Origin of the sequence: Pseudomonas sp. B21-035 (genome assembly GCF_024748945.1) — a bacterium.
Taxonomy (GTDB): Bacteria; Pseudomonadota; Gammaproteobacteria; order Pseudomonadales; family Pseudomonadaceae; genus Aquipseudomonas.
Genome location: NZ_CP087179.1, coordinates 3,640,431 through 3,663,579 on the forward strand (window position 1 = coordinate 3,640,431; position 23,149 = coordinate 3,663,579).

Below are 23,149 nucleotides of genomic sequence, written 5' to 3' on the forward strand. Positions count from 1 at the left end.
CCGGGCATGCCTATGCCCGCAGCTTTGTGCAGCCGATAAGAATGAGGAGATACCCATGGGACTTGGCAGACGACAGTTTTTCAAGCTGTGTACCGCCGGCGTCGCCACCGCCACCTGTGCAAGCCTGGGCTTTGCCCCGGGCGTGGCCCAGGCGACCCAGTCGCGCCAGTACAAGCTGCTGCGCGCCAAGGAAACCCGTAACAACTGCACCTATTGCTCGGTCGGTTGCGGGATTCTCATGTACAGCCTCGGCGACGGCGCCAAGAACGCCAAGGCTCGGATCTTCCATATCGAAGGCGACCCTGATCACCCGGTCAGCCGTGGCTCGCTGTGCCCTAAAGGCGCCGGCCTGGTCGACTATGTGCACAGCGAACAGCGCCTGCTCTACCCCGAATACCGCGCACCGGGCTCGGACAAATGGCAGCGCATCAGCTGGGACCACGCCATCGAACGCATCGCCCGGCTGATGAAAGACGACCGCGACGCCAACTTCATCGAGAAGAACGCCAAGGGCACCACGGTCAACCGCTGGCTCAGCACCGGCATGCTCTGCTCGTCGGCGGCCAGCAGCGAAACCGGCTCGCTCGACCAGCGCTTCACCCGTGCCCTGGGCATTCTCGGCACCGACAGCCAGGCGCGGGTCTGCCACGCGCCGACGGTTTCGGCCCTGGCGCCGACCTTTGGCCGTGGCGCCATGACCAACAACTGGGTCGACATCAAGAACGCCAACGTTGTGCTGATCATGGGCGGCAACCCCGCCGAGGCGCACCCGGTGGGCTTCAAGTGGGTGATCGAGGCGAAGATCCGCAACGGCGCCAAGGTCATCGTCGTCGACCCGCGCTTCAACCGCAGCGCCGCGGTGGCCGACATCTACTCGCCGATCCGCGCGGGCTCCGACGTGACCTTCCTGATGGGCGTGGTCAACTACCTGATCAGCCACGACAAGATCCAGCACGAATACGTACGCCACTACACCAACGCCAGCCTGATCGTGCGCGAGGACTACCATTTCGACGACGGCCTGTTCAGCGGCTACGACGCCAACAAGCGCAGCTACGACCGCAGCTCCTGGACCTACGAGCTCGACAGCAAGGGCTACGCCAAGCGCGACCTGACCCTGCAGCACCCGCGCTGCGTGTGGAACCTGCTCAAGGCCCACGTCAGCCGCTACACCCCGCAGATGGTCACTAACGTCTGCGGCACGCCGAAAGATGACTTCCTGAAGATCTGCGCGATCCTTGGCGAAACCAGCGCCCCGGACAAGACCGCGACCTTCCTCTACGCCCTGGGCTGGACCCACCACACCAACGGCGCGCAGATGATCCGCGGCTCGGGCATGATCCAGCTGCTTTTGGGCAACATCGGCATGGCCGGTGGTGGCGTCAACGCCCTGCGCGGCCACTCCAACATCCAGGGCTACACCGACCTGGGCCTGCTTTCGCTGCGCCTGCCTGGCTACATGAACCTGCCGTCCGACGAGCAGACCGACATGGCCACCTACCTCAAGCAGGTGACGCCAGTGGCGCTGCTGGAGGATCAGGTCAACTACTACAAACACACGCCGAAATTCTTCGTCAGCCTGATGAAAAGCCTTTGGGGCGACAAGGCCACCAAAGACAACGACTGGGGCTTCGACTGGCTGCCCAAGTGGGACGACAGCTACGACGTGCTCAACTTCAGCAACCGCATGTACGAAGGCAAGGTCAACGGCTACATCGCCCAGGGCTTCAACCCGGTGGCGGCCTTCCCCGACAAGAACAAGGCCCAGGCAGCGCTGGCCAAGCTCAAGTTCCTGGTGATCATCGACCCGCTGGCCACCGAGACCTCGAGCTTCTGGCAGAACCACGGCGAGCAGCATGACGTCGACACCGCGGCGATCCAGACCGAAGTGTTCCGCCTGCCCTCCTCGTGCTTTGCCGAGGAAGACGGCTCGATCGTCAACTCCGGGCGCTGGCTGCAGTGGCACTGGGCCGGCGCGGCGCCTCCGGGCGAGGCCTGGCACGATGGCAAGATCCTCGGCCACCTGTTCCTGAAGATCCGCGAGCTGTACGAAAAGGAAGGCGGCGCCAACCCGGCACCGATCCTCAACATGGCCTGGGACTACGCCGACCCGCTGGACCCCAAGCCCGAGGAAGTGGCCAAGGAGTCCAACGGCCGCGCCCTGGCCGACCTGCACGACGAGCAAGGCAAGCTGATTTTGCGCAAGGGCCAGTTGCTCAGCGACTTCTCGCAATTGCGCGACGACGGCACGACCCAGTGCTTCAACTGGATCTTCGCCGGCTCCTGGACCGAACAGGGCAACCAGATGGCCCGCCGCGACAACGCCGACAGCGGCCTGGGTTGCACCCCGGGCTGGGCCTGGGCCTGGCCGCAGAACCGGCGCATCCTCTACAACCGCGCCTCGGCCGACCCGCAGGGCAAGCCGTGGGATCCGAAACGCAAGCTGATCGGCTGGGACGGTGTGCGCTGGAGCGGCGTCGACGTGCCCGACTTCGCCGTCACCGCCGCCCCCGGTGGCAAGGTCAACCCGTTCATCATGCTGCCCGAAGGCCTGGGCCGGCTGTTCTCGGTCGGCGCCATGAACGACGGGCCGTTCCCCGAGCACTACGAGCCGACCGAAAGCCCGCTGGCGAGCAACCCGCTGCACCCGAACGTGACCTACAGCCCGACCGCGCGACTGTACGAAAGCGACCGCCAGCGCATGGGCAAGCGCGAAGAGTTCCCCTACGTGGCGACCACCTACTCGATCACCGAGCTGTTCCGCCACTGGACCAAGCACGCGCGGTTGAACGCCATCGTCCAGCCCGAGCAGTTCATCGAGATCGGCGAGAAACTCGCCGCCGACAAGGGCATCGTTCAGGGCGACCTGGTCAAGGTCAGCACCAAGCGTGGCTACATCAAGGCCAAGGCCGTGGTGACCAAGCGCATCCGCCGCCTGGCCGTCGATGGCCAGGATGTCGACACCATCGGCATTCCTTGCCACTGGGGTTACGAAGGCAGCACGCGCAAGGGCTTCCTGGCCAACACCCTGACCCCGGGCATCGGCGAGTCGAACACCCACACGCCGGAGTACAAGGCGTTTCTCGTGAACATTGAAAAGGTCTGAGGGCGAATACCATGTCCATGCAATCCCAAGACATCGTCCGCCGCTCAGCCACCAACGTGCTGACCCCGGCGCCGCACACCCGCGATCACCAGGCCGAAGTGGCCAAGCTGATCGACGTGAGCATCTGCATCGGCTGCAAAGCCTGCCAGGTGGCCTGCAACGAGTGGAACGACCTGCGTGACGAGGTCGGCCACAACGTTGGCGTGTACGACAACCCGGCCGACCTGTCGGCCGAAACCTGGACGCTGATGCGTTTTGATGAAGTCGAAGATGAAAGCGGCAAGCTCGAGTGGCTGATCCGCAAGGACGGCTGCATGCACTGCGCCGACCCCGGCTGCCTGAAAGCCTGCCCGCAACCGGGAGCGATCATCCAGTACGCCAACGGCATCGTCGATTTTCAGTCCGAGCACTGCATCGGCTGCGGCTACTGCATCGCCGGCTGCCCGTTCGATGTGCCGCGCATCAGCAAGAAGGACAACAAGGCCTACAAGTGCACGCTGTGCGTCGACCGCGTGTCGGTCGGCCAGGAGCCGGCCTGCGTCAAGACCTGCCCCACCGGGGCAATCAACTTCGGCAGCAAGCAAGACATGCTGCACCAGGCCAGCGAACGGGTCACCGAGCTGCAGGGCCGTGGCTTTGCCGGGGCCGGCATCTACGACCCGCAAGGCGTTGGCGGCACCCACGTGGTCTACGTACTGCAGCATGCCGACAAGCCGCAGCTGTACCACAAGCTGCCCACCGACCCGCGCATCAGCAACGCCATCCAGGGCTGGAAAGGCTGGATGAAACCGGTGGCCGCGGCGGCGTTCTTCGCCACCCTGGCCGGCACCCTGTTCCATTACATCGGCGTCGGCCCCAACGAGGTCGATGAACAGGACCAGAAGATCGAAGAGGATACCCACGCATGAACAAGGACAAACTGATCCTGCGGACGCGCTTCATCGAGCGCGCCAGCCACTGGTTCATGGTGATCTGCTTCTTCGCCGTGGCGCTGTCGGGGCTGTCGTGGTTCTTCCCCTCGCTCAACGGCCTCAACGCGGTGTTCGGCACCCCGCAGCTGGCGCGCATCCTCCACCCGTTTTTCGGCGTGGTGGTGTTTTTGCTGCTGATGTTTCTGTTCGTGCGCTTCGTGCGCTACAACCTGCCGGAACGCGAAGACCTGCAGTGGTTCAAGAACGTCAAGCAAGTGCTGGCCGGCAAGCATGAGCCGGCGCTGAACATCGGCAAGTACAACGCCGGGCAGAAGATCCTGTTCTGGGGCATCATGGCCCTGATCAGCCTGCTGCTGCTCAGTGGCGTGGTGATCTGGCGGCCGTATTTCGCGCCGCTGTTCAGTATCCCGACCATCCGCATCGGCTTGCTGGTGCATGCACTGGCCGGCATCAGCCTGATTCTGCTGATCATCGGCCATGCCTACCTGGCATTCTGGGTCAAGGGTTCGATCCGCGGCATGCTCACCGGCTACGTCAGCCGCAGCTGGGCCAAGACCCACCACGACCGCTGGTACCGCCAGCTGAACAGCAAGCAAGGCAAAGCCGGGAGCGACAAATGAGCAGCATCCAGATGACCCCGGTGCAGACGCCCAGCGGTGGCGTCAACGAGATCGTCGCGGTACTGCTGCCGTCGCTCAAGGACCGTTACTCAAAACGCGCGGCGCGCCTGCGCCAGCTGGCCGACGGCCACGCCATGGGCGATTACCTGGGGTTTTGTGCCGGTATCGCCGAGGCTCAGCAGCAACTGCTTGCCACCCTGCCACTGCCTGAAGCGCTGGCGGCCGGGTTGGCGGCGCGCCTGGACGCCGGCCGGGCGCCGCTGGCAAGCGCAGAGTACCCGCGCGACGCTTACTGGCAGCAACTGCTCGGCGCCTTGATCGAGGCACTGTACGGCGACGCCACGCCAGCGGTGCGCAGCACCCTCGACGCCTTGCGCGGCTACTCGCCAGCGCAACTGGAAGAGCGCGCCAGCGCCTTGCTGGCCGGTAGCTACGAGCAGGTCGACAGCGGCCAGGCGCTGTTCCTCTGGAGCGCGCTGTCGCTGTACTTCACCCAGCTGGCCAATGCCCTGCCGGCTTCGGCCAGGGCCTCGCTGGGCGAACAGCGCCAGCACTGCCCGGTGTGCGCCAGCGCGCCGGTGGCCAGCGTGATCATGAACGGCGCCCAGGCCGGCCTGCGTTACCTGCATTGCAGTTTGTGCGAGAGCCGCTGGCACATGGTTCGGGTAAAATGCAGCAACTGCGAAGCCACCGGCGCCCTCGACTACTGGTCGCTGGAGCGTCAGGATGCCGCGATCAAGGCCGAGAGCTGCAACGACTGCCACAGCTACCTGAAAGTGCTGTACCCGGAAAAGGACCGCGACCAGGAAGTGCTGGCCGATGACCTCGCTTCCCTGGCGCTGGACGCCGAAGTGGAGCGCGAGGGTTATGGGCGCAGTAGTGTCAGCCCGTTTTTGTTTCCTGGCTGATAAAGTTATCGCGGCGACCCGACTTGACCCGCGATTGCCCCCCCCTTTTCACCCCACACCCGGAACCCCTATGGGCATCAAGAAATCTTCCGCCGAACTCAAGCGCGACCTCAAGGCCGTCGCCGGCAACCTGGAACGCACCGCCGGTGAAATCAGCAAGCTGGCCGAGCGCATCGACGGCGTCGACGTGGTTGCCGTGCTGCACCTGATGAATCGCCTGTACAAAGACTCCGACAAGCTCAAGGCCTACGCCGACGAAATCAAGGTCGGGCGCATCGTGCGTGGCAAGGCCGAGTAGCCAGGCCATGCGCCGACGACTGACTAGCAAAAGCTGCCAGGGCTCTTACACTTGATCTGAACGGTTGACGTCTGTAGACATGCTTGCAGCCAACCTTGACGAGATGGAGCCTGTCGCGATGCCGAGCCTGGATTTTCTCATTACCTCATTGATCGTCGTGCTGATTCCCGGCAGCGGCGTGATCCTGACCATCTCCACCGCTCTGGTGGCCGGCAAGCGCGCCAGCCTCTACACCGCGCTGGGCTGTACGGCGGGGATCGTCCCGCACCTGCTGGCCTCGATCCTCGGCCTGTCGGCGATCCTGCACACCAGTGCCCTGGCCTTCCAGGGCCTGAAGTTCGCCGGCGTCGCCTACCTGCTGTACCTGGCCTACGCCACCTGGCGCGACCGCTCGGCCTTCGCCGTCGACAGCATCAGCGCGGTGGGTAGCGCTGGCAGCCTGATCCTGCGGGCCTGCCTGCTGAACATCCTCAACCCGAAACTGACGATTTTCTTCCTGGCGTTCCTGCCGCAGTTCATCAGCGCCGAGGCGGGCTCGGTGAGCGGGCAGATGCTCAGCCTGAGCGCAGTGTTCATGCTCATGACCTTCGTGGTGTTTGTGCTGTATGGCCTGCTGGCCAACCTGTTCCGTCGCGCGGTGATTGAATCGCCGCGGGTTCAGAACTGGCTGCGCCGCAGTTTTGCTGCCTCTTTTGCCGGCCTGGGCCTGAACCTGGCGTTCGCCCAGCGCTGAGGAGCGCCTGCGATGAACCGCTGTGACGTACTGATTATCGGCGCCGGCCCCACCGGGCTGGTGCTGGCGCTGTGGCTGAGCAAGCTGGGCATCAAGGTGCGGATCATCGACAGAACCAGCGGCCCCGGCACCACCTCCCGGGCCCTGGCGGTGCAGGCGCGGACCCTGGAGCTGTACCGCCAGCTGGACCTGACCGAGGCAGTCCTCGCCCAGGGCCACCAGGTGCCGGCGGCCAACCTGTGGGTCAAGGGCGAAACCGCCGCGCGGCTGCCGTTCAACAGCATTGGCGCCGAACTTACGCCCTACCCGTTCCTGCATATCTACCCGCAGGACCAGCACGAGCAACTGCTGATCGAGCGCCTGCAGCGCTTTGCGGTGGCCGTCGAACGGCAAACCGAGCTGCTCGGCTTCAGCCAGGACGCCGAAGGCGTCACCGCCCGCCTGCGCCATGCCGACGGCGTCGAGGAAGTCTGCCAAGCCGATTACATCGCCGGTTGCGACGGCGCCCGCTCGACGGTGCGCAAGGTCCTGGGCATCGGCTTTCCCGGCGGCACTTACGAGCAGGTGTTTTATGTCGCCGATGTCGATGGCGCGGGGCCGGCGTTCAACGGCGAGCTGCACGTCGACCTCGACGAGGCCGACTTTCTCGCCGTATTCCCACTGGCCGGCAGCGGCCGCGCACGGTTGATCGGCACGGTGCGCGACGCGCGTGCCGAACACCCCCGCGACCTGCGTTTCGAGGATGTCAGCCAGCGCGCCATGGAGCACCTGAAGGTCGAGATCCATCAGGTCAACTGGTTCTCTACCTACCGCGTGCACCACCGGGTGGCCGAGCAGTTTGGCCACGAGCGCGCCTTCCTGCTTGGCGACGCCGCCCACGTACACAGCCCGGCCGGTGGCCAGGGCATGAACACCGGCATCGGCGATGCCATCAACCTGGCGTGGAAACTGGCGGCGGTGTTGCAAGGCAGCGCCACCGAGGCCCTGCTCGAAACCTACGAAATCGAGCGCAGTGCTTTTGCCCAGCGGCTGGTGGCGACCACCGACCAGGTGTTCAACTTCATCACCGCCGACGGCCGCCTGGCCGCCCTGCTGCGCACCCGCCTGGCCCCCGTGCTGCTGCCGCGGGTGGCGGCGCTCAAAACTGCGCGGACGTTTTTGTTCCGCACCGTTTCGCAAATCACCCTGAACTACCGCGACATGCCCCTGAGCGTCGGCAGCGCCGGCCAGGTACATGGTGGCGAGCGCCTGCCGTGGGTCAGCGACGGCGCCCACGACAACTTTGCCGGGCTGGCGCGGATGCGCTGGCAGGTTCAGGTGTATGGTGCCGCCAGCGGCAGCCTGGTGGCCTGGTGCAGCGACCGCGGCATGCCGCTGGAAGTGTTCGAATGGTGCGACGCCCACGAGGCGGCCGGCTTGCAGCGGGACGGCGTGTACCTGCTGCGCCCGGACAGCTACGTCGCGCTGGCCCAGGTCGGCGCCGGGCCAGAGGTGCTCGAAGAGTACTTCAGTGCACGCGGGATGCGCGGATACTAGCGCTGTTGTGCGAGAATGCGCGCAGGTTTCGCCTCTCTATCTGCTAAGGAATGGCATCATCAGAATCCTCACCTCTTTGCTCCTGGCCTCGACCCTGCTCCTGGCCAGTTGCGGCACTTTTCTTGCGCGCGGCTCCAACAGCTACGGCAGCGGCGACTACTACAAAGGCACCCAGGCCAACGTCCAGTTACTGACCACGATTGGCGCCAGCGGCTACGAAGGTTATTCAACGATCTTCTGCTGGGTGACCATCGTCTGCCCGGTGGCTGCGATTGTCACCCTGCCGGCGGACATGGTGGTCGACACCGCCCTGCTGCCCTATGACTCGATGAACTGAAATGCCCCAGCTCGACTACCGCCGCGTGGCGTTTCTGAATATCTACATCAATGACTTCATCATCTATATCGGCGCGCCGCTGATGGTGCTGACCCTGTTCGACTGGATGCCGAAAAGCCTGGGCACCGCCATTATCCTGGTGGTTCTGGGCCTTGGCTGCCTGACCTTTCCGTTGTCGATGCTGGTACGCTGCCCACTGTGCAACGCAGCGATGATGCACTTGTACAAGGATGAGGTCGGCACCGCGCTGTCACGCCGGGTCGGCTTCAGCGAAGTGCGCAAGCTGAAAAAGGTGCGTTGCCTGGGCTGCGATGGGCTGCTGAAGATTCGCGATTGATCGCGGGGCAAGCCCGCTCCCACAGGTTTTGCGCAGTCCGTGTGGGAGCTGGCTTGCCGGCGATGGGCTGCAACGCAGCCCCTAGGCGCGGGCAAACCTGTAGGTCGTCACCCCGCACAACAGCAACCCCCCCAGGGCCACCGATCCGCCGACATAGCCGATGTTACCCAGGCCCATGTGCACGCTGACCAGGCTGCCGATCAGCGCCCCGGCACCAATGCCGATGTTATAAATGCCGGAGAACATGGCCATGGCCACGTCGGTGGCGTCCGAGGCGAGGATCAGCACCTTGGACTGCAACGCCAGGCTGAAGCACATGATCGACACGCCCCAGAACACGCTCAAGGTGCCCAGCAGGCGGAAGTCGGCGGCCAACGGCAGCAACAGCAGCAGACAGGTCGCCAGCATGGCGATCGCACCGATCAGAAAGCCCTGCGGGAATCGCTCGCTGTAGCGGCTGAACAGCACCGAACCGAACACCCCGGCGCCGCCAAACAGCAACAGCAGCACGGTGGTCAGTTCGCCGCCGATCTGCGCGACGTTCAGGGCAAACGGCTCGATGTAACTGTAGGCAGTGAACTGCGCGGCAATCACCAGCGCCACCAGCACATACACGGTGACCAGCGCCGGGCGCTTGAACAGCACCGGTACGCTGCGCAACGAGCCGGAGTTCTGGCTCGGCAGCAGCGGCAGCGATTTGACCAGGCACAGCAAGGTCGCCAAGGCCACCCCGGCAATCGCCAGGAAAGTGGTGCGCCAGCCCAGGGCCTCACCCACCACCCGCCCCAGCGGAATGCCCATGACCATCGCCAGGGTGGTGCCGGTTGCCAGCAGCCCCAGGGCCTTGGCCTGCTGCCCCGGTGGCGCCACGCGCACCGCCAGCGAGGCAGTAATGGCCCAGAACACCGCATGGGCCAGGGCGATGCCGATACGGCTGACCAGCAGCATGCCAAAGCTCTGCGCCACCCCCGAAAGCAAATGGCTGAGGATGAACAAGGCAAAGACGATGATCAGCAACTTGCGCCGCTCGATATTGCGGGTCAGCAGCATCATCGGCAGCGAGGCCAGGGCCACCACCCAGGCATAGATGGTCAGCATCAGGCCGACCTGGGCGGTGGACATGTCGAAGCTGCGGCCGATGTCGCTGAGCAGCGCCACCGGGACGAATTCAGTGGTGTTGAAAATGAAGGCCGCCAGGGCCAGGGCGATGACACTCAGCCAACTGCCGGTTCGCGCATCCACGGATGTATTCATGAGTAAAGCCTTGCTCCGAGTCGTTTGCGGTTGCCGGGAACGAAAACGCGCCCAGCGCCAGACACTCATGCCGGTCGGGCCTGAGTGAAGCGTGTGCGCTGAGGAATGATTTATAAGTATGCGGGGTATCGCTTGCTGGCAAGGATAGTACGTCAGCACCGAAGCTGTCACAACCGCGCAGGCGTGGAGTACCATGGCCCGATTCGTTCATGGAAGACTCCCCGCTATGTCGCAACCCTCCCAGGCTTTGGCCAACATCCTCGACAATGACAGCCTGATCGGCGCTATCGACCAGGGCCTGGCGCCGCAGTACCTGTACTTCTGGGGCCACCGGCAAAAGGTCGAGGGCAAGCCGGACAAAAGCTGCTTCAGCCAGTGGTTCGAGGCCGGCTTCAAAGAGCAAGGCCTCCACTACCCCAGCGCCGAGCACTACATGATGGCCGGCAAGGCGCGGCTGTTCGACGACCAGGCAACGTTGGCGAAAATTCTCGCCGCGCGCACGCCGGCCGAGGCCAAGAAGCTGGGCCGCGAAGTCGCCGGCTACGATGACGCCGCCTGGGTGGCCGAGCGCTCGGCGATCGTCGAGCAGGCCAACCTGCTCAAGTTCGAACAGAACCCGGGGCTGCGCACATTTCTACTCTCTACCGCCGGCCAGGTGCTGGTCGAGGCCAGCCCGGTGGACAGCATCTGGGGCATCGGCCTGGACGCCAAGGCCGCGCAAGCGGACGATCCACGCCAGTGGCAAGGGCTGAACCTGCTCGGCTATGCGCTGATGCGCGTGCGCGAGCGCCTGGCTGGCTGAGGGCCCAGCGCAGGATTTTTCTGCGCTGCTACACTTTATTCGCGCAGATGGAGGATTCCCTCATGTCCGATAAAGAGATCACCACAGCCCTTAACCTGATCAACCAACGCCAGGCCCGGCTCGCTTCGGCGTGCAAGGAGATTGCCGACTGGATCGACCGCCAGGGCGATGTGCCGGTGGCCGGCAAGATCCGCGACACCCTCAAGGCCGTCGAAGCCGATGATCAGCTGGTCAGAAAAACCCTCACCTCGCTGAGCGTCGAACGCCCGCTGCCGCGTTTCCGCTAGCCCGCAAAGGCGGGTGGCGGGTGCGCGACACGCGTGAGGTCAATCGCCCAAGAGCCTGGGTCGCCAGTGCCAGGTGCTGTTTATCGTCTACGATTTCCAGCAACTTCTGGCACATTCCGGTGACTGGCTGTCAATGAATATCCTTTACGACGAAAACGTCGATGGTGCCCTGCCCGCCGTCGACAAGCAGGCGCTGCTGCAGGCCTTGCAGGCACAACTGCCCGATCTCGATATCCTCCACGCCGAGGAAGACCTCAAGCCCTACGAATGCGATGGCCTCTCGGCCTACCGCACACTGCCGCTGCTGGTGTTGCTGCCGCATACCCTCGAGCAGGTGCAAGGCATTCTCAGGTTGTGTTTTGCCCGCAAGGTGCCGGTGGTCGCCCGTGGCGCCGGCACCGGCCTGTCGGGCGGCGCCCTGCCCCTGGAAAAAGGCGTGCTGCTGGTGATGGCGCGCTTCAACAAGATCCTCGCCATCGACCCCGCCGCGCGCACCGCGCGGGTGCAGCCGGGGGTGCGCAACCTGGCGATCTCCCAGGCCGCCGCGCCTTATGAGCTGTACTACGCACCCGACCCGTCGTCGCAGATCGCCTGCTCGATCGGTGGCAACGTCGCCGAAAATGCCGGCGGCGTGCACTGCCTGAAATATGGCCTGACCGTGCACAACCTGCTCAAGGTCGAGATCCTTACCGTTGAAGGCGAATGCCTGACCCTCGGCGCCGACAGCCTCGATGCCCCGGGCTTTGACCTGCTGGCGCTGTTCACCGGCTCCGAAGGCATGCTCGGGATCATCACCGAAGTAACGGTCAAGCTGCTGCCCAGGCCGCAGGTGGCCAAGGTGCTGCTGGCGGCTTTCGACTCGGTGGAAAAAGCCGGGCGCGCGGTTGGCGACATCATCGCTGCCGGGATCATTCCCGGTGGCCTGGAGATGATGGACAACCTGGCGATCCGCGCCGCTGAAGACTTCATTCATGCCGGCTACCCGGTCGACGCCGAGGCGATTCTGCTGTGCGAACTGGATGGCGTCGAAGCCGATGTGCACGACGATTGCGAGCGGGTACGTACCCTGTTCGAACAGGCCGGTGCCAGCGAAGTACGCCAGGCCCGTGACGAGGTGGAGCGGGTGAAGTTCTGGGCCGGGCGCAAGAACGCCTTTCCGGCGGTCGGGCGAATTTCAGCCGATTATTACTGCATGGACGGCACCATCCCACGCCGCGAGTTGCCCCATGTGCTGCAACGCATCGCCGTGCTATCGCATAAATACGATCTGCGGGTGGCCAACGTCTTTCATGCCGGCGACGGCAACATGCACCCGCTGATCCTCTTCGACGCCAACCAGCCCGGCGAGCTGGAGCGCGCCGAAGCCTTTGGCGGCGAGATTCTCGAACTGTGCGTGAGTGTCGGCGGCAGCATCACCGGCGAGCATGGCGTCGGCCGCGAGAAGATCAACCAGATGTGCGCGCAGTTCAGCAGCGACGAGCTGACCCTGTTTCACGCAGTCAAGGCGGCCTTCGACCCCCATCGCTTGCTCAACCCCGGCAAGAACATCCCGACCCTGCAGCGCTGCGCCGAGTTTGGCGCCATGCATGTGCACGCCGGGCAACTGCCCTTCCCCGAGCTGGAGCGCTTCTGATGCTGGCGCACAACAACGATGCCAGCCAGGCGCTGCTCGAACAGGTCAACCAGGCCCGCGCCGAGGGCACGCCCTTGCGCATTCGAGGCGGCACCAGCAAGGCTTATCTCGGCCGCCCGGTAGCCGGGATCGAGCTCGATACCCGCGAGCACCGCGGCATCGTCAACTACGACCCGACGGAGCTGGTGATCACCGCCCGCGCCGGCACGCCGCTGACGGAATTGACGGCGACGCTTGAGGCCGCCGGGCAGATGCTGCCCTGCGAGCCGCCGCACAGTGACGACGGCGCCACCCTCGGCGGCATGCTCGCTGCCGGGCTGTCGGGGCCGCGCCGGCCCTGGGCCGGCTCGGTTCGCGACTACGTGCTCGGCACCCGGGTGATCAGCGGCCTGGGCCTGCACCTGCGTTTTGGCGGCGAGGTGATGAAGAACGTCGCCGGCTACGACCTGTCGCGACTGATGGCCGGCAGCTTCGGCTGCCTGGGGTTGATCAGCGAGGTGTCACTGAAAGTACTGCCCAAGCCGCGCTGCGACGCGCACATCGCCCTGCAGCTCGACCCGCAGCAAGCCCTGCTGAAACTGGCGCAATGGGGCCAGCAACCGCTGCCGATCAGCGCCGCCTGCCATGACGGCAATGTGTTGCGCCTGCGCCTTGAAGGCGGTGAAGGTTCGGTCAAGGCCGCCCGCGACCGGCTCGGCGGCGAGCGCTTCAAGGCTTGCTGGTGGCAAGACCTGAACCACCAGCGCCTGGGGTTTTTCGCCGACCCGCGCCCGCTGTGGCGCATATCCTTGCCCAACCACAGCCCGCTGCTGGAGCTGCCCGGCGAGCAACTGCTGGACTGGGCCGGTGCCCAGCGCTGGCTCAAGTCCGAGGCCCCGGCCGAGGCCATTCGCGCGGCTGCAAGCCGACTGGGCGGCCATGCCACCTGCTACAGCGCCAGCGACAGCCCGTTCCAGCCGCTACCCGCGGCCTTGCTGCGCTATCACCAACAACTCAAGCAGCGCCTCGACCCGCAAGGGATCTTCAACCCCGGGCGGATGTACGCGGAGATCTGAGCCATGCAAACCACCCTGAGCGATGCCGCCAAACGTCTAGCCCGCGCCGAAGAGGCCGAGCGCATCCTGCGCAGTTGCGTGCACTGCGGCTTTTGCAACGCCACCTGCCCGACCTATCAGTTGCTCGGCGACGAACTGGACGGCCCGCGCGGGCGCATCTACCTGATCAAGCAGGTGCTCGAAGGCCAGCCGGCCAGCGCCAAGACCCAACTGCACCTGGACCGCTGCCTGTCGTGCCGCAACTGCGAAACCACCTGCCCGTCCGGGGTCGATTACCACAACCTGCTGGACATCGGCCGCGCCGTGGTCGACCAGGCGGTGGCCCGCCCGCCGCTGCAGCGGGCCTTGCGCAGCGGCCTGCGTAACCTGGCCAGCCACCCGACAGCGTTCAAGCGCCTGGTGCAACTGGGGCGCAGCGTCGACAGCCTGCTGCCGGCAGCGCTCAAGGCCAAGCTGCCGCGCTCGGCAGCCACGGCCCAGGCGCGCCCGCAAGCGCACCATGAGCGGCGGGTACTGCTGCTTGAAGGCTGCGTGCAACCGGGCCTGTCGCCCAACACCAACGCCGCCACGGCGCGGGTGCTCGATCGCCTGGGCATCAGCGTCACCGCCACGCCCCAAGCCGGCTGCTGTGGCGCTGTCGACTATCACCTCGATGCCCAAGCCCGTGGCCTTGAACGCGCCCGGCACAACATCGACGCCTGGTGGCCGGCCATCGAGGCCGGCGCCGAAGCCATCGTGCAAACCGCCAGCGGTTGCGGCGCCTTCGTCAAGGACTACGCCAAGCTGCTGCACGGCGATGCGCAGTACGCAAGCAAAGCCCGGCGGGTCAGCAAACTGGCCAGGGACCTGGTCGAGGTCGTCGCGGCCGAGCCCCTGGATAAACTGGCCTGCCACAGCGGCCAGCTGCTGGCAGTGCATTGCCCGTGCAGCCTGCAGCATGCGCAGAAGCTTGGCGGCAGCGTCGAGGCCCTGCTCAAGCGCCTGGGTTTCAACCTCAGCAATGTGCCCGACGGCCACCTGTGCTGCGGCTCGGCGGGCACCTATTCGCTGACCCAGCCGCAACTGGCCAGGCAACTGCGCGACAACAAGCTCGATGCCCTGGAAAGCGGCCGGCCGGATGTCATCGTCAGCGCCAATATCGGCTGCCAGACCCACCTCGATGGCGCCGGGCGCACCCCGGTGCGGCACTGGATCGAGCTGGTGGACGAGGCGCTAGCGAAGTCGCCAAGCCTGGCATAAGCTCAAACGGGCACCCCTGTTCGACAACCCGAGGACTCGTCATGCGTCATCTTCTGCTTGTCTCACTGCTGGTCATCAGCCCCGCCGTCCTGGCCAAGACCGAATGCAGCACTGCTGAAAAGAACCAATGGCAGGACCAGAACAACTTTCAGGAAGAACTGAAAAAACAGGGCTACGAGATCAAGAAGTTCAAGGTCACCGATGGCAATTGCTACGAGATCTACGGCAAGAACAAAGACGGTAAAAAAGTCGAGATCTACTTCGACCCGGTCACCGGTAAAAAGGTGAAAGAATAGATCGACTGAGGTGAGCGACGATAGCCTGCGCCTCTGGGACCCGCTGGTGCGCGTGTGCCACTGGTCGCTGGTGGTGGTGTTTGTCGGTGGCTATTTTCTCACCGAAGAAGGCGATGGCGGGCACCGCTGGCTGGGCTATTACGGCCTGACGATCGTACTGCTGCGCAGTGTCTGGGGCTTTGTCGGCAGCCCGGCGGCGCGCTGGGCGCACTTCTGGCCAACGCCCACGCGCTTGAAGTGGCACTTGCAGGCCCTGTTCCGCGGCCAAGACTACCACCGCCTCGGCCATTCGCCGTTGGGCGCGCTGGTGATGGTGCTGATGTTGCTGCTGATGGCCGGCCTTGGCGTCAGCGGCTTCATGATGGAAGAGATCTACTACTTCTGGGGCGACGACGGCCTGCGCGATATTCACGAGTTGATGGCCGATGCCCTGTTGGCGCTGGTGTGCCTGCACATTGCGGCGGCGCTGTTCGAGAGCTGGCGGCTGAAGGAGAACCTGCCGCTGTCGATGGTCACCGGCAGGCGCCGGCGGCGCTGAAACGATCGCGGGTCAAGCCAGCACCCACCGAACTGTGGAACTGGCTTGCCAGCGATGGGCTGCGCAGCAGCCCTCTATCAGTGCTGCATAGGCTGGTGATCATGCCCATGCATGGCTTGCGCATTCAACGCCCGCACCGGCGCGTTCACTTCAATGCGCTGCTTGACGCCCTTGGCATCCTCGACCACCAGGGTCAGCGGCACGTGCTCGCCTTCCTTGAGTTGCTGGTTGAGGTCCATGAGCATCACGTGATAACCGTTGGGGTCAAGGCTCACCGCCTTGCCGGCCGGCAGCGGCAGGCTGTCGACCTCGCCCATTTTCATCACGTCGTTTTCCATGGTCATCTGGTGCACCTGCACGGTCCTGGCCACCGGCGAGGCGACGCTGAGCAGCTTGCTGTCGGTGCTGGCGGTAAGGGTCATGAAAGCACCGCTGGACTTCTGGTTGGGCACGGTAGCACGCGCCCAGGCGTCGCTGACGGTGGTTTCGGCCATGGCCGGCAGGGCCAGGCCGATCAGGGCCAGCGCGGCCAGGGTACGTTTGACAGGGTTGTGAAGCATTAACACACCTCCATGACAGTGAGCAGGTCTTCTGCGCACTCTTTTGCATTGAGCGAATGGGACAGGCCCAGGCGCAGCTGGCCGCGGGAATCGAAGACGTAGCTGGTCGAGGTGTGCGAGATGGTATAGGTATCGCCGGCTGGCACCTTCTCGTAGAACACACCGAACTCGCGGGCGGCTGCCGCGGTTTCTTCGAGGGTGCCGGACAACGCCACGAACGAGGGGTCGAAGGCCTTGACGTAGGCGTCGAGCACCTCGGGGGTATCGCGCTCGGGGTCGAGGCTGATGAACACCACCTGCAAAAAGCCTGCATCGCGGCCCATCAGCTTCTTGATCTGCACCGCGCGCGCCAGGGTGGTCGGGCACACCGCCGGGCACTGGGTGAAACCGAAGAACACCATCGGCATCGAACCCCAGAAACTCGACAGGGTACGGACGTTGCCTTGGGTATCCTTGAGCTTGAACGAACGGCCGAGGATCTTGTTGCTCATGTCCTTGCCGTACTTGAAGTCCAGCGCGCCACCGGAACGGGGGTCGCAACCTGCAAGGGCGCCGAGGCCCAGCAGGCTGATCCCGGCAACAACCTGGCGCCGGGTCAGTAAATCAGTCATGTAACCATCCTTTCGGGAAGGTGCCAGCCCCTGGATAGAGGGCATGTCGAGAAACCTTCGCATTTTGTCATGGTGGCGGACGCAGGTTCCAGCGCGCAGCGCCCCGTACGTCTGTATCCCAGTAATTACGGGGTGCGGCCTGTTGTCGCAGGCAGTGACAAGAAACATCCGGCAACGTCTACGGTAGTAATGACGCATCCTGCTCGCCTCTCACTCGTGGAGCCCTCCCCATGCTCAGCAAGGCCGTACTGACCCAACACGAAGTCGCGCAACTGCTTGCCGCCGCCCGCGCCGAAGCCCAGGCCAACCAGTGGCCGGTGAGCATCGCCGTGGTCGATGACGGCGGCCACCCGCTGGCCCTCGAACGCCTGGACGGCTGCCCGCCGATCAGCGCCTACATCGCCCAGGAAAAAGCCCGCACCGCGGCTCTGGGGCGCAAGGACAGCAAGGTCTACGAAGACATCATCAACGGCGGGCGCACGGCCTTTCTCTCGGTGCCGGTGCTCAACGCCACCCTCGAAGGCGGCGTGCCGCTGCGGGTGGACGGCCAGGTGATCGGCGCGGTGGGTGTTTCCGGGGTCAGGTCGGAGCAGGATGCGCAGGTGGCCAAGGTGGCGATCGCCGCGTTGCTGGCGACCCTGGGCAGCTAAAACCCCCTCGATTTTTTCGCCACGGTCGCCTGACTGGGAAAGCCTGCGCCTATCGCTATATAATTTTGTATATTACGAAAATTGTACGCGATCAGCAGGCCGCAGATGGACCAGTCAAGTTACCCGGGCGCCCCTGACCCTTCGCACCTCGAGGTCTACGAGCCGGCCAGCCCGGCACCGATCAAGCCCAACAGTACCGGGCGGCGCAACCGTGCACGGATCCTGCGCGAGGCGGCCAGAAGCTTTGCCTGCAAGGGTTTCGCCGCCACCACCATTGGCGATGTGGCGCGCTCGAGCGGGCTGCCAAAGGCCAATATCAACTACTACTTCAGCTCCAAGCAGAACCTCTACCAGCAGGTGCTGGAGATGGTCGCCGTGCCCTACCTGCAGGCTTTCGCCCTGCTGCAGCCCGACAGCGAACCCGGCCCCGCCCTGGGCGGCATGATCCGCGCCAACCTGCGGCTGATCCGCAAGCAGCCCTGGGCGGCAAAAGTGCTGGCGGCTGAATTGCTGCACGGCGCGCGGCAGTTGCCTGGCAGCCATATCGAACATCTGCAGGGTGAGGTCGAGCGCAGCCTCGATTGCCTGCGCCAGTGGATTGCCCGTGGCCAGTTGGCGGCGCTCGACCCGCAGCACCTGCTGATCAGCCTGTGGGCAACCACCCTGGCCTACGCTAATTTCGGCTCGCAACTGATGGCCGGCGGTGTCGGCAAGATCAACGAGAGCGAGCTGGAAGCGGGCGCGCAGACCCTCACGCAACTGTTGCTGCGTGGAGTGATAAACGCCTAAAACCGGATAAATTTCCTACATCAGTCACAAAACGGTACACATCCTGCTTACTGCGAGGCGACGCATCCTATGATGCGCCTTTCGTAACGACACATAAGGAAAAGTGCCGTGTTCAAACCGTTAGCAGTCGCTGTAAGCCTGGGTTGTGCAATGTTGTCCTCCGGCGCCAGCGCCTATGAATATGGGCAATATGCCGGGCAGACCCTGGACCGTCTGATCAACGACTACCCCGGACGTTACCGCGGTACCGCCAGTTTCGAAGGTGCTACCGCCCTGATGCAAACACAACTGGGCTTCGGCTACCAGACCCGCCGCCAGGACTTCACCTGGGCCGGCAACCGCAGTTCGCAGAACGTCATCGCCTCCGCCGCGGGCCAGAACAGCACCTACGTGGTGCTCGGCGCCCACTACGACACCTACTTCGGCCGCCCAACCCTGCAAGGCCTGGACGACAACGCCTCGGGCGCCGCCGTGCTCACCGAGATCGCCCGCAACCTGGGCGGCGTGGCCCTGGAGAACGGCCTGGAAGTGGTCGGTTTTGGTGCCGAAGAAGAAGGCCTGCGCGGTTCGCGCGCCTATGTCGCGTCATTGAGCGACAGCCAGCGCGCCAACCTGTTGGGCATGATCAACCTCGACAGCCTGATCACCGGCGACAAGATGTACGCCCACGCCGCCAGCAACAGCATCGCCAACCCGGCCCTGGGCGCCTACCGCGACCAGTTGCTGCGCATCGCCCAGGAGATGAACATCGCGCTGTTCACCAACCCCGGCCTGAACCCCGAATACCCGGCCGGCACCGGCTGCTGCAGCGACGGCGAAAGCTTCAACAGCCTCAACGTGCCGGTGCTGTTCATCGAGGCCACCAATTGGGAGCTGGGTGAACTGGACGGCTACGAGCAGACCGACAACCCGGCGATCCCCGGCGGCTCGACCTGGCACGACCCGGCTGAAGACAACCAGCAAGTGCTGACCAACGCCTTCGGCCAGCAGCGCATCGACCAGCGCCTGAGCGACTTCTCGCGGTTGCTGACACGCCTGGTGCTGGAACTGACCAACGCCGACCTGCTCGCCTCTACCGCCTCCGGCGGCGCCATGGCGCGGCAGATGGAAGACCAGTTGCAACGCCAGCACCAGGCCCTGACCCGCCTGCATGACCGCCGCTGGCTGAGCCTGCTGGACGCCACACGGGCGGTCGGCAGCTTTGATGGTGAAGTGGGTGTCGAAGGCGAAGTTTCGCCAGACAGCGGTTTCGATGCGCCGGGCAACCCCGAGTCGAAACGCGTGGGCGTTTATGGCGTTGGCGATTACCGTCTCAATGACGCCCTGACTGTCGGTGCCAGCCTGAGCTTCCAGCGCAGCCGCGACGCCCTCGACCACGGCGGGCGCATCGAAGGCGACGCCTGGCAGGCCGGGCTGTTTGCCCTGCTCAACGACGGCGGCCCGCAATGGCTGGCCGGCGAGCTGAGCGCCGGGCATACAAGCTTTGATACCAAGCGCTCGGTGTACATCCAGGCCAGCAACGGCCCGATGCTGCTCGACCAGCGCCTGTCCGGCGACACCTCGGCGTGGTTCTGGGGCGCGCGGCTCGACGGCGGCTACGACTTCAGCTTCGGCGCCTTGAAGACCGGCCCGGTGGCGGGCCTGGACTACATGCACTATCGCATCGATGACTTCCACGAAGACCAGGCCCTGCGCACTGCCCTGGGCTACGAAAAGCAGAACTACGACGCCCTCGAAGCCAGCCTCGGCTGGCGCCTGCATGGCAGCGTTGGCCTGGGGGCGAACATGGCCCTGCAACCCTACGCCAGCGTGCGCTGGGTACGCGAACTGGCCGATGGCCGCCTGGACGAGATCGACCTCACCAGCAATGCCGACGGCCGTGTGCGGGTAGCGGACATGGGCAGCGTCGACAAGAACTTTGGTCGCGCGCAAGTGGGCGCACAGTTGATGTTCACCGAGCAGTTGGGGGTGTTTGCCGAGGTCAACAGCCGCTTTGCCCATAGCGAGGGTAATCAGGCTGGCTACTCGCTGGGCGTGCAATGGCAGTTTTAACCCTGTAGGAGCGGGCTTGCCCCGCGATAGCGGTCTGTCAGTCATATTGCAATCGCGGGGCAAGCCCGCTCCCACAGGAATAAAAGGATATAAAAATAACAAAACAATCTAACAATTTGGAATAAACAAATTGAAGGGCCTGCGCGGGCTCCTTATATTTTCGGGCATGCCTTGCCCTTGAATCCCAGGAGTCCGCCCATGTCGCACACCCCCCATTCCCCTCTGCGTCGCCTGCTCACCGGCGGCCTGTTTGCCGCCCTGGCGGCGCTGATCCTGCCCGCCCCGCTGGCCCATGCCGAAGCGAGCAAGACCTTGCGCATCGGCTACCAGAAGTTCAACAGCATCAACATCCTCAAAGGCAGCGGCGCCCTGGAAAAAGCCCTGGAGCCACAAGCGGTGAAAGTCAGCTGGTACGAATTCGCCGCCGGCCCGCAGCTGCTTGAAGCGCTGAGCACCGGCGCCATCGACCTTGGCCATGCCGCCGATGCACCCTCGGTATTTGCCCAGGCTGCCGGCAAGCCGGTGGTGTACCTGGCCGCCGAGCAGCCCTACCCCAAGGGCATCGGCCTGGTGGTGCGCGACCAGGACCATATCGCCAACGTCGCCGCCCTCAAGGGCCAGCGCGTGGCCACCGGTCGCGGCTGGAACGCCCAGTACCTGCTGGCCGTGGCCCTGCAGGATGCCGGCCTGAGCTACAAGGACATCACCCCGGCCTACGTCAACAATGCCGCCGACGCCGTGGCCGCACTGCAGTCCGGCAGCGTGCAGGCCGTGACCCTGTGGGACCCGTTCCTCGCCGCCGCCGAACAGCAACCGGGCCTGAAGAACCTGCGCGACGGCAGCGGGCTGTCCAACAACCGCACCTTCTACCTGTCCTCGGCGGCCTTTGCCGACGACAACCGCGCACTGCTGAAGACCTTCTTCAGCGAACTGGCCAAGGTCAGCAACTGGGCCAACCAGAAGCCCGACGAAGTCGCTGCCCTGCTGGCACCGCAACTGGGTATCGGCGCCGATGTGCTGCAGGTGGCCAGCGAGCGGCGCAACTACAACGCCGTGGCCATTGACGCAAAAATCACCGCCGAGCAGCAGAAGCTTGCCGACACCTTCCAGGGCCTGGGCCTGATCCCCAAAGCGCTGAAGGTGGCCGATGCGGTCTACCCGGTGTCGGTCCTGCCCTGAGTACAGACCATGTCCAAGACCATCCGCTTTAACGCTTTCAGCATGAACGCCGCCACCCACCAGTCCCCCGGGCTGTGGCGCCATCCGCGCAACACCAGCGTCGATTTCAATCGCCTGGGTTACTGGACCGACCTCGCCCGCCTGCTCGAACGCGGGCTGTTCGATGCGCTGTTCATTGCCGATGTGCTGGGTATCTATGACGTCTACCAGGGCAGCGCCGACGGCGCCCTGCGCGGCGGCGTGCAGGTACCGGTCAACGACCCGCTGCTGATCGTCCCGGCCATGGCCGGGGTCACCGAACACCTGGGCTTTGGCATCACCTTTTCGCTGACCTACGAGCACCCGTACCCCTTCGCCCGGCGCATGTCCACGCTCGATCACCTGAGCGCCGGGCGGGTGGGCTGGAACATCGTCACCGGTTACCTCGACAGCGCCGCACGCAACCTCGGCCTGGCGCGGCAACTGGGCCACGACGAGCGCTATGAGCTGGCCGAGGAATACCTGCAGGTGCTGTACAAGCTCTGGGAAAAAAGCTGGGACGACGATGCCGTGGTGCAGGACCGTGCCAGCGGCCAGTTCCTCGACCCGGCCCGGGTGCACCCGATCAACCACCAGGGCGCGCACTTCCAGGTGCCCGGCATTCACCTGAGCCAGCCTTCGCCGCAGCGCACGCCGGTGCTGTTCCAGGCCGGCGCCTCGCCGCGCGGCCTGCGCTTTGCCGCCGACCATGCCGAATGCGTGTTTATCAGCGCGCCGACCCAGGCGGCGCTGAGCGGCTATGTAGAAGGCATCCGCAAGGCCACCCGCGACGCCGGCCGGCCTGAACAGGACGTGCTGATCTACGCCCAGGCGCTGCTGATCGTCGCCGACAGTCGCCAGGCGGCCGAGGCCAGGCTGCAGGAGTACCGCCAGTACGTGGACGTCGATGCGGCGCTGACCCTGCTGTCGGGCTGGACCGGGATCGACTTCGCAGGGGTCGACCCCGACGCGTTGATCGAATACATCGACAACGACGCCGGCCGCACTGCCCTGGCGGTGTTCACCAAGGCCGACCCGAACCGGCGCTGGACCGTGCGCGAAGCGGCCGAGTTCGTCAGCCTCGGCGGCCGCGGCCCGGTGTTGCTCGGTTCAGCGTCAGAGATTGCCGATCAACTGGAAGACTGGCTCGACCACACCGGTATCGACGGTTTCAACCTCACCTATGCGGTAGTGCCCGACGACCTGCAAGCGGTGGTCGAGCAGGTGGTGCCCGAGCTGCAACGCCGTGGCCGTTATCGCACGGCATATGAAGACGGAACCTTGCGCCACAAGCTGTTCGGCCGCGGTGACCGTTTGCAAGCCGAACACAAGGGCCGGCTCGTCCAGATCTGATCCCAGGCACTATGCTCTGAACAGTC

Annotated in this window: 24 protein-coding genes; 21 read left to right on the top strand and 3 right to left on the bottom strand. The window is 64.8% G+C overall.

The window, feature by feature from the left end:
* Window positions 1-55 precede the first annotated feature (55 nt).
* The 9 genes from fdnG (at window position 56) to LOY22_RS16610 (ending at window position 8,807) form a co-directional block, all read left to right on the top strand.
* Window positions 56-3,106 (top strand): formate dehydrogenase-N subunit alpha, encoded by a 3,051-nt coding sequence (fdnG, locus tag LOY22_RS16570; protein ID WP_258594036.1) that lies wholly within the window; start codon window positions 56-58, stop codon window positions 3,104-3,106.
* A 17-nt stretch (window positions 3,107-3,123) separates the two neighbouring features.
* Window positions 3,124-4,014 (top strand): formate dehydrogenase subunit beta, encoded by an 891-nt coding sequence (fdxH, locus tag LOY22_RS16575; protein WP_275559268.1) that lies wholly within the window; start codon window positions 3,124-3,126, stop codon window positions 4,012-4,014.
* On the top strand, window positions 4,011-4,658 hold the full coding sequence (locus LOY22_RS16580; RefSeq protein ID WP_213603920.1) for a formate dehydrogenase subunit gamma: 648 nt from the start codon (window positions 4,011-4,013) through the stop codon (window positions 4,656-4,658). Before fdxH ends, LOY22_RS16580 begins: the two co-directional genes overlap by 4 nt.
* A complete protein-coding gene (gene fdhE, locus LOY22_RS16585; protein WP_258594038.1) occupies window positions 4,655-5,566 on the top strand; it encodes a formate dehydrogenase accessory protein FdhE in 912 nt (303 codons plus the stop codon). The genes LOY22_RS16580 and fdhE overlap by 4 nt, the downstream gene beginning before the upstream one ends.
* Before the next feature lie 70 nt (window positions 5,567-5,636).
* Window positions 5,637-5,864 (top strand): hypothetical protein, encoded by a 228-nt coding sequence (locus LOY22_RS16590; RefSeq protein ID WP_045194298.1) that lies wholly within the window; start codon window positions 5,637-5,639, stop codon window positions 5,862-5,864.
* A gap of 118 nt (window positions 5,865-5,982) precedes the next feature.
* Window positions 5,983-6,597: a LysE family translocator gene (locus tag LOY22_RS16595; RefSeq protein WP_258597815.1), complete on the top strand. Its 615-nt coding sequence runs from the start codon at window positions 5,983-5,985 to the stop codon at window positions 6,595-6,597.
* A gap of 12 nt (window positions 6,598-6,609) precedes the next feature.
* Window positions 6,610-8,133 carry an FAD-dependent oxidoreductase gene (locus tag LOY22_RS16600; protein ID WP_258594040.1) on the top strand — a complete coding sequence of 508 codons (1,524 nt, stop codon included), beginning with the start codon at window positions 6,610-6,612 and terminating at the stop codon, window positions 8,131-8,133.
* Between the two features lie 76 nt (window positions 8,134-8,209).
* Window positions 8,210-8,470, top strand: coding sequence for a YceK/YidQ family lipoprotein (locus LOY22_RS16605; protein ID WP_309475560.1), 261 nt, complete (start codon window positions 8,210-8,212; stop codon window positions 8,468-8,470).
* 1 nt (window position 8,471) lies between these two features.
* Window positions 8,472-8,807, top strand: coding sequence for a hypothetical protein (locus LOY22_RS16610; RefSeq protein ID WP_258594042.1), 336 nt, complete (start codon window positions 8,472-8,474; stop codon window positions 8,805-8,807).
* 81 nt (window positions 8,808-8,888) lie between these two features.
* Here LOY22_RS16610 and LOY22_RS16615 read toward each other — a convergent pair whose 3' ends face one another.
* Entirely contained in the window at window positions 8,889-10,061 is a 1,173-nt protein-coding gene (locus LOY22_RS16615; protein WP_258594044.1) for a sugar transporter, read from the bottom strand.
* A gap of 226 nt (window positions 10,062-10,287) precedes the next feature.
* Between LOY22_RS16615 and LOY22_RS16620 the strand changes: the two genes are divergently transcribed.
* From LOY22_RS16620 to LOY22_RS16650, 7 genes are all read left to right on the top strand, one after another.
* Window positions 10,288-10,863, top strand: coding sequence for an NADAR family protein (locus LOY22_RS16620; RefSeq protein ID WP_258594046.1), 576 nt, complete (start codon window positions 10,288-10,290; stop codon window positions 10,861-10,863).
* 62 nt (window positions 10,864-10,925) lie between these two features.
* Window positions 10,926-11,150 (top strand): hypothetical protein, encoded by a 225-nt coding sequence (locus tag LOY22_RS16625; RefSeq protein ID WP_010222367.1) that lies wholly within the window; start codon window positions 10,926-10,928, stop codon window positions 11,148-11,150.
* A 133-nt stretch (window positions 11,151-11,283) separates the two neighbouring features.
* On the top strand, window positions 11,284-12,783 hold the full coding sequence (gene glcD, locus LOY22_RS16630) for a glycolate oxidase subunit GlcD (RefSeq protein WP_045195671.1): 1,500 nt from the start codon (window positions 11,284-11,286) through the stop codon (window positions 12,781-12,783).
* On the top strand, window positions 12,783-13,838 hold the full coding sequence (gene glcE / locus LOY22_RS16635) for a glycolate oxidase subunit GlcE (protein ID WP_258594049.1): 1,056 nt from the start codon (window positions 12,783-12,785) through the stop codon (window positions 13,836-13,838). The genes glcD and glcE overlap by 1 nt, the downstream gene beginning before the upstream one ends.
* 3 nt (window positions 13,839-13,841) lie before the next feature.
* Window positions 13,842-15,077, top strand: a complete 1,236-nt coding sequence (gene glcF / locus LOY22_RS16640; RefSeq protein WP_258594050.1) for a glycolate oxidase subunit GlcF — start codon at window positions 13,842-13,844, stop codon at window positions 15,075-15,077.
* 41 nt (window positions 15,078-15,118) lie between these two features.
* Window positions 15,119-15,373 (top strand): PepSY domain-containing protein, encoded by a 255-nt coding sequence (locus LOY22_RS16645; protein WP_258594052.1) that lies wholly within the window; start codon window positions 15,119-15,121, stop codon window positions 15,371-15,373.
* A gap of 10 nt (window positions 15,374-15,383) precedes the next feature.
* A complete protein-coding gene (locus LOY22_RS16650) occupies window positions 15,384-15,911 on the top strand; it encodes a cytochrome b/b6 domain-containing protein (protein ID WP_258594053.1) in 528 nt (175 codons plus the stop codon).
* A gap of 77 nt (window positions 15,912-15,988) precedes the next feature.
* Here LOY22_RS16650 and LOY22_RS16655 read toward each other — a convergent pair whose 3' ends face one another.
* Both LOY22_RS16655 and LOY22_RS16660 read right to left on the bottom strand, forming a co-directional pair.
* On the bottom strand, window positions 15,989-16,471 hold the full coding sequence (locus tag LOY22_RS16655; RefSeq protein WP_258594055.1) for a copper chaperone PCu(A)C: 483 nt from the start codon (window positions 16,469-16,471) through the stop codon (window positions 15,989-15,991).
* Complete coding sequence (locus tag LOY22_RS16660) at window positions 16,471-17,082, bottom strand: SCO family protein (RefSeq protein WP_038995914.1); 612 nt, start codon at window positions 17,080-17,082, stop codon at window positions 16,471-16,473. Before LOY22_RS16660 ends, LOY22_RS16655 begins: the two co-directional genes overlap by 1 nt.
* A gap of 230 nt (window positions 17,083-17,312) precedes the next feature.
* Here LOY22_RS16660 and LOY22_RS16665 point away from each other — a divergent pair, with 230 nt between their 5' ends.
* From LOY22_RS16665 to LOY22_RS16685, 5 genes are all read left to right on the top strand, one after another.
* Complete coding sequence (locus LOY22_RS16665; RefSeq protein ID WP_045194323.1) at window positions 17,313-17,732, top strand: heme-binding protein; 420 nt, start codon at window positions 17,313-17,315, stop codon at window positions 17,730-17,732.
* Window positions 17,733-17,837: 105 nt separating this feature from the next.
* Entirely contained in the window at window positions 17,838-18,521 is a 684-nt protein-coding gene (locus tag LOY22_RS16670) for a TetR/AcrR family transcriptional regulator (RefSeq protein WP_093381261.1), read from the top strand.
* Window positions 18,522-18,629: 108 nt separating this feature from the next.
* Entirely contained in the window at window positions 18,630-20,573 is a 1,944-nt protein-coding gene (locus LOY22_RS16675; RefSeq protein ID WP_258594058.1) for an autotransporter outer membrane beta-barrel domain-containing protein, read from the top strand.
* A 198-nt stretch (window positions 20,574-20,771) separates the two neighbouring features.
* Window positions 20,772-21,752 carry an aliphatic sulfonate ABC transporter substrate-binding protein gene (locus tag LOY22_RS16680; RefSeq protein ID WP_258594060.1) on the top strand — a complete coding sequence of 327 codons (981 nt, stop codon included), beginning with the start codon at window positions 20,772-20,774 and terminating at the stop codon, window positions 21,750-21,752.
* Between the two features lie 9 nt (window positions 21,753-21,761).
* Window positions 21,762-23,123, top strand: a complete 1,362-nt coding sequence (locus LOY22_RS16685) for an LLM class flavin-dependent oxidoreductase (protein WP_258594062.1) — start codon at window positions 21,762-21,764, stop codon at window positions 23,121-23,123.
* The last annotated feature ends 26 nt before the right edge of the window (window positions 23,124-23,149 follow it).